1 pseudogene is annotated in these 502 nt (G+C 78.7%); it reads left to right on the top strand.

Annotated elements, in window-relative coordinates:
* Positions 1-109: 109 nt before the first annotated feature.
* A pseudogene (locus RCG67_RS17575) lies at positions 110-502 on the top strand (leucyl aminopeptidase); the annotation flags it as partial.

Here is a 502-nt window from a genome sequence, read left to right as displayed (position 1 = left end):
CGGGCGGACCCGGGGCTAGGATCGACAGCACGCCTATCGGACGGGCCGGGACCGCCACGCACGGCCCAGCCCGGCCCCGCCGGCCCAGACCCCAGCGAAAGGACGACCCATGCCCGACGTACAGGACCTGCTCGAGCCCCGGGGGATCGAGCTGACCGCCACGCACAAGTCCCTGAGCCGCACTCCAGCGCACGCCCTCGTGCTCGCCGTGCAGAAGGGGACGGAGGGCGACGGCGCCGGCCGCGTCGTGCTGCCCGCCGGTGAGCAGCGCAGGCTCTCCTCCGTGGTGGACGCCGCCGCGGCCCTGCGCGTGGGCGGCGGCGCCGACGAGGTGACCCTGGTCCCCGCACCGGGCACGCTGCCCTTCACGGTGGTGGCGCTGACCGGGGTCGGCGACCTCCCCGAGGGCGGCCCCGAGCGCGCCGAGGTGCTGCGCCGGGCCCCCGGAGCGGCCGCGCGACGCCTCGCCGGCACCGAGGCCGCCGGGCTCGCGCTGCCCGCT

Source organism: Kocuria cellulosilytica (genome assembly GCF_040981245.1).
Classification (GTDB): domain Bacteria; phylum Actinomycetota; class Actinomycetes; order Actinomycetales; family Micrococcaceae; genus Kocuria; species Kocuria cellulosilytica.
The sequence above is the reverse complement of the archived record's forward strand: the minus strand, read 5'-3'. Positions and strand labels throughout refer to the sequence as shown.